Origin of the sequence: Pseudomonas borbori (genome assembly GCF_900115555.1) — a bacterium.
GTDB classification, from domain to species: Bacteria; Pseudomonadota; Gammaproteobacteria; order Pseudomonadales; family Pseudomonadaceae; genus Aquipseudomonas; species Aquipseudomonas borbori.
Map to the genome: position 1 here is coordinate 1 of NZ_FOWX01000073.1, position 5,444 is coordinate 5,444.

General features: G+C 60.9%; 2 protein-coding genes and 1 pseudogene. All 3 read left to right on the forward strand.

Features of this window, described 5'->3' with window-relative positions; all coding sequences use genetic code 11:
* Positions 1-645: 645 nt before the first annotated feature.
* The gene (locus BM315_RS23800) at positions 646-1,512 is read left to right on the forward strand and encodes a transporter substrate-binding domain-containing protein (RefSeq protein ID WP_090506124.1); all 867 of its coding nucleotides are present in this window, start codon (positions 646-648) and stop codon (positions 1,510-1,512) included.
* The gene (locus tag BM315_RS23805; RefSeq protein WP_090506126.1) at positions 1,509-4,706 is read left to right on the forward strand and encodes an EAL domain-containing protein; all 3,198 of its coding nucleotides are present in this window, start codon (positions 1,509-1,511) and stop codon (positions 4,704-4,706) included. The genes BM315_RS23800 and BM315_RS23805 overlap by 4 nt, the downstream gene beginning before the upstream one ends.
* 435 nt (positions 4,707-5,141) lie before the next feature.
* Positions 5,142-5,351 (forward strand): annotated as a pseudogene (locus BM315_RS24885) (conjugal transfer protein TraG); the annotation flags it as partial.
* Between the last annotated feature and the right edge of the window lie 93 nt (positions 5,352-5,444).

The window sequence follows — 5,444 nt, forward strand, 5'->3', positions numbered from 1 at the left end:
CGCCCTGGCGAACAAACTGGCCCGCATTGCCTGGGCGATTGCCGTTAAGCACACTCGATATGAAGCCGAGCCAAACGGCTTGACCGCCTGACCCTACTGACTGAGCAGTACCACGACGACCTTTTCCGGTTTTGCGATAGCTGAATAGACGATGACGTGAACGGCCCACCGGCCTGATGAAGAACCTGATGTAAAAACTGGCTTTCGAAGCCGCCAACGTTTTCAGGATCCTCAGGCGCGACTCTCATCGAGGCGCGGAGCTTGCTCCACCAAGACGCCGGATAGATTTAGGCAAGCCTAACGCTCATCGCTGATCAGTATTGCAAAAGTGGGGGTGACCATAGATTTTTACACAGCCTGGGCCCAAGGCAGACGCTTGGCATTATGAATATCGCGGTTACAATTTTTTCTCTGGATGACCAGCCAGTACCAGTTGCGTGTCCAGCATCGACTCGGTCGACAGTAGCCGAACCGATTCGACTCCTGCCCCCGCAAAAGACGACTCCTGCCCCCTGCCAGCCTGCTTATTCGATATTTTTATAGGTATAGCGCTGTAGTGACTATCCTTACACCTGTGAAGCGCGCCATTCCCAGCAGGGAATGAGGGCAATGAAGATCGGCATCGACCGGGAGGCTTTGTAGCGAATGGGGCAAGGAAGCATTTTTTTCCTGAAGCGGCCATACCTCGTAGCAGCCATCTTCCTGGCTCTACTGACAAGCGTATTTGCGTTCAGCGTTCTGGAGATCGGTGGCGAAGACGCTCTGACCCGTTACCAGCACGGCTTGCCGCTGCGAGTCGGCTATGCCCTTGAAGCCCCCTTCGTCATGCTCGATGCCGATGGAGACGTCACCGGGGAGGCACCGGAGGTGTTGCGTCACGTGCTGCATACCCTGGGGCTGGAGCATGTGGTCTGGTTGCACGGCGATTTCGGCAGTCTCATCCGAGAGCTTGAAAGCGGCCGAATCGACATTATCGCGGCCGGCATGTTCGTCACTGCGAAGCGTCGCGAGCGTGTCCTGTTCAGCCGCCCGACTGCGCTCATTCGTCCCGGCCTTCTGGTTCGGCGCGGCAACCCACTCAATCTTCTTTCGCTGACAGATTTTTCCAGCCAGTCAGGGGCTCGTCTTGCCGTTATCGACGGCTCGATTGAGCAACAACAAGCACATGCTGCCGGAGTTCCCGGGCGCCGGGTCAAGTTCTTTCCCGATGAGGTGAGCGCAATGGCGGCCCTTCGTGCAGGGCAGACCGACGGCCTGCTCTTGTCGGCCGTGTCGCTGCGCTACCTCATCGACAGGGATGACGCCGAGGCATTCGAGCTGGTTGCGGCGCAAACGGAGCAGGCGCCAGGTGCCCCGGCATTTGCCTTCCGTCGGCAAGACTCTCGCCTCCACGAGCAGGTGGATCAGGCGCTGGCCTCCTTTATCGGCAGTGCCGAGCATCTCCAGCTGGTGGAAAAGTTCGGGTTTGTCGCCAGCGACTTGCCGCGGGCAACGGAGGAGTCGGAACGATGAACAGAACCTCAGCACGCACGTTCAATCCCGTACCAGTTCTCGTCGCCTTGGCGCTCTTCGTCACCGCAGTCATGGCGCTGATGGTGTTCTCGAGCTTTCGCTGGGACCAGATATCGCGGCAAGGGCTGCTGCCCCTCGATCAGCTGTCTGAATCGCGGCGGGCGGCGACCGTGGCCGAAGTGCATCTGGAACGGGTTCTTGATGGCGACCCCGCGGTGACCGCGGAGCTGGTGATCGCCAGCCTGGAACGGGCCCTGGCGGCAAGCCGAGAGCTGGCCGCCGGCAAGGGGCACCTTGCCGGCCTCACCATCAACCGGCGTCCGCCGGCTGAGATTGTCCAGGCGGTCGAGGTATACGTGCGGGCCCTGGAGACGATGTCACAGACATTGCGCGCTCGCCTGGCCAGCCCCTCACCGACTTCCGCGCTCGCCTTGCGCGTGCATTATCGCCAGGTCGATGTCGCCGCATCCGAGCTGGAAAGCATCATTCTTCACGAGGTTGCAGCAAGGCATGAGCAACAGCAATGGCTCGCGGCCCTCAACATTGCCCTGATAGGCGGCTTGGCCCTGCTGCTGCTGCATATTCTGGCGCGTATCGAACAAGGTCGCGCCCAGGCCTTCGCCGAACTGGCTATCAACGAGTCGCACCTGCGCGCTTTCGCCTCGGGCATTCCGGAGCGCTCGTTTCTACTCGATGCCAGCGGGCGTTACCTCGAAGCCTATGGCATCGGCACGGGCGGGTTTGCCATGCCGACAGAGCAGCTTATCGGCCGGCAGATCACGGACATGCTGCCGCAAGACGTGGCCAGCGGTTGCCTACAGGTCATCGCGACAACCCTCACCAGCCGGCGCACCAGCAATTATGAGTATTGCCTGCCGATCGATGGCCAAGAGCGCTATTTCGAGGCGCGCATCGCCCCGGTCGGGGACACCGACACGGTCATCTGGCTGACCTGGGACGTCACCGCGCGCCACGCCAGCGAGCAACGCGTGCGGGATCTGTCGCGGTTATACGGGTTTCTCAGCCAGGTCAGTCAGGCCATCGTCCACAGTACGACCCAGGATGAGCTGTTCGAGCGGATCTGCACCTGCGCACGGGAGCAGGGACGATTTCATGACGCTCGCATCGAATTGCTCCAGGCTTCGGAGTCCGAGCCGCAGCAACCCGAAGACCCGGGGCCGACGACAGCCTTGGCATCGGCCTATAGCGGCGAGGTGGTGGAGGCATGGCAGAACAACAAGGTGGTATCTCTGTCCCAGCTGCAGCGCTTGGCCAGCGTTCCGCCATGGATCGAGGCGTTGACGGCGGCCGGCATGGAGGCCTGGGTCGGCATCCCGTTACGCCGCGGGCAGCGCCTGACTGGAGTGTTGCATCTCGCCAGCCCCAGGCTCGATCTGGAGCACGCCGACGAGCAGGCACTCTTCGAAGAGATTCGGGACGAAGTCTCACTCGCGCTCACGCGCTTCGAGATTGACCAGCAACATGCCGCGCAGCAGGCCCATCTCGCACTCCTGGCCGCGGCGCTGGAGAACTCGCGGGACGCGGTGCTGATCACCGATCTCGGCGGGCACATCGTCATGGTCAATCGCGCGTTCAGCGAGCAGACCGGATACAGCGTTGCCGAAGCCGTCGGCCGTTCCCCACGTCTGCTCCACTCTGGGGACTATCCAGAAGCCCTGTTCATCGACATGATGAACACGCTCGCGCATGTCGGCTGCTGGCAAGGCGAGGTCATGAGCCAGAGCAAGGACGGCATGCCACTGCCGCATTTCATGTCAATCGGCAGTGTCCCCGATGTCGAGGGCAAGCCCGCCCACTATGTCTACGTGATGACCGATCTGACCCGGGTGAAACAGGCCGAAGAGCGACTCGATGCGCTGACCTATCTCGACCCGCTCACCGGGCTGCCCAACCGTACCCTGATCTGGTCCCGCCTCGAACAGGCCGTGGCGCAAGCCCAGCAAGCCGACGCCGGCGTCGCGGTGCTGGTCATCGATTTCGATGACTTCCATACCGTCAACGACGGTCTTGGCCATGCGGTCGGTGATGAGATGCTTTGTATGGCGGCGCAGCGGCTGTCCCGCGAGCTCGGGGCGCATCGCCTCCTCGGCCGCCAGGGCGGCGATGTATTCGTCGCCGTCATCGACAATGTGGCCGACAGCGCAGCGGCCGGGATTATCGCGCAACAGCTTATCGATGCGTTCAGCGAGCCGTTGCAGCTGGCCAGCACAGGCGAGCTGTTCGCCCAGTTCAGCATAGGTTTCGCACTCTTCCCCGATGACGGTGCGAATGCCGCCGAATTGCTGCGCAACGCGGAAGCCGCGCTGAATGACGCGAAGCGCTCGGGGCGCAAACAGTGGCGCAGCTATGCCTATCACCTGACCACTGCTGCCAGCTCGCGGCTGACGCTGGAAGCGAGTCTGCGGCGTGCCCTGCGGCTGGGGTTATTTGAATTGCACTACCAACCCCTGGTTTCCTGCGCGGATGGCAGCATCATCGGCGCGGAGGCTTTGGTGCGCATGCACCCCGATGCCGACTGCCCGGCGGGCCCGGCCGAATTTATCCCCCTGATGGAAGAAACCGGCCTTGTCATCCCGCTTGGCGAGTGGGTTCAGCGCGAGGCTTGCCGGCAGGGTCGGCAATGGCTCGATGAAGGGCGTACACCGGGCATCATCGCGGTCAACCTTTCCTCCATGGAGATCCGTGGCGGCCGAGTCAAGGAGCAACTGCAAAGGATTCTCGAGGAAACCAGTTTTCCCCCGGCATACTTGGAGCTGGAGGTCACGGAGTCCGGCCTGATGGCGTATGGGTCACAGGCCGAGCACTTCCTGCGTGACCTGAAGAGCCTCGGTGTAGGTCTGGCGATCGACGACTTCGGTACCGGCTACTCTTCGTTGGCCTATCTCAAGCGCTTTCCCGTGAACAAACTGAAAATCGACCGCAGCTTCATCAACGACATTCCCCACGATGCCACGGACGTGCAACTGGCGATCACCATCATCGCGATGGCCAAGAACTTCGGTTTAAACGTACTGGCCGAAGGCGTTGAAAGAGAGGAGCAGCGGCGTTTTCTGGCCGAGAGCGGCTGCGATTTCTGGCAAGGCTACTTGTGCAGCAAGCCCCTGCCCGCCAAGGAGTTTGCCGCGCGTTTCCTTCCGGTTTGCAGCGGTTCAAGGCGTGCTGAGCTGCTCTAACTGGAGGCTGCAGACGGGTTGTTAAGCATGCGCCGTATTTTTTCAGGCCCCTGTACGTTCTGGCCTTGCGCCAAGGCGCTCGCGCTAAGCTAGGTAGGGAGGACAAGTCGCTCCCCGCCTGACGACCTGGAAAAGGATATTATTTATAGAAGTAACTGACCGCTTGGCCGATTTCTGCCGTTCGTGCCTGGCGGATTTATGGTCAGAGTGGGATCTTCGGTAGTGCCCCATCACTAGACAATTGCTGGACTGCCCTATATGCGCTACGCCCTGTCCTGCAGTTCTCCTCCGCTCTATACCATAGCCGGAGCTGTTGCTTACTCGCACAGGATTACCCACGCAAACGGTCTTTGACCCCTTCTCCTCCTTTGCCGAATCTCTCGCACGCGGCACACCTGCGTGCCGTGCATTTTGCCAGAGAGGTTGGTTTCAGGGATGCAAGCGACGACAGTTCTGTACGGCCATGTGGCGGCGGTTTTGGCCATCACCCTGTCAGGTATATGGAGCGCTACCCAATGGACGGCTGCGGCGCTTGATTACCAGTCTCGCTTGGGTGCCCCGTGGTTCGAACTGCTCAGCACACCCATCTACCACCCTTGGCGGCTATTCGAGTGGTGGTTCTTCTTCGATGCCTACGCACCTGACTGTAGTGGTCAACTAATCTCGGACACGACGTTAAGCTTTTTCTCGGCCTGAGCTGGGGCCAGCCCACCATTGAGTTGGTGGGGTCGAATCCAG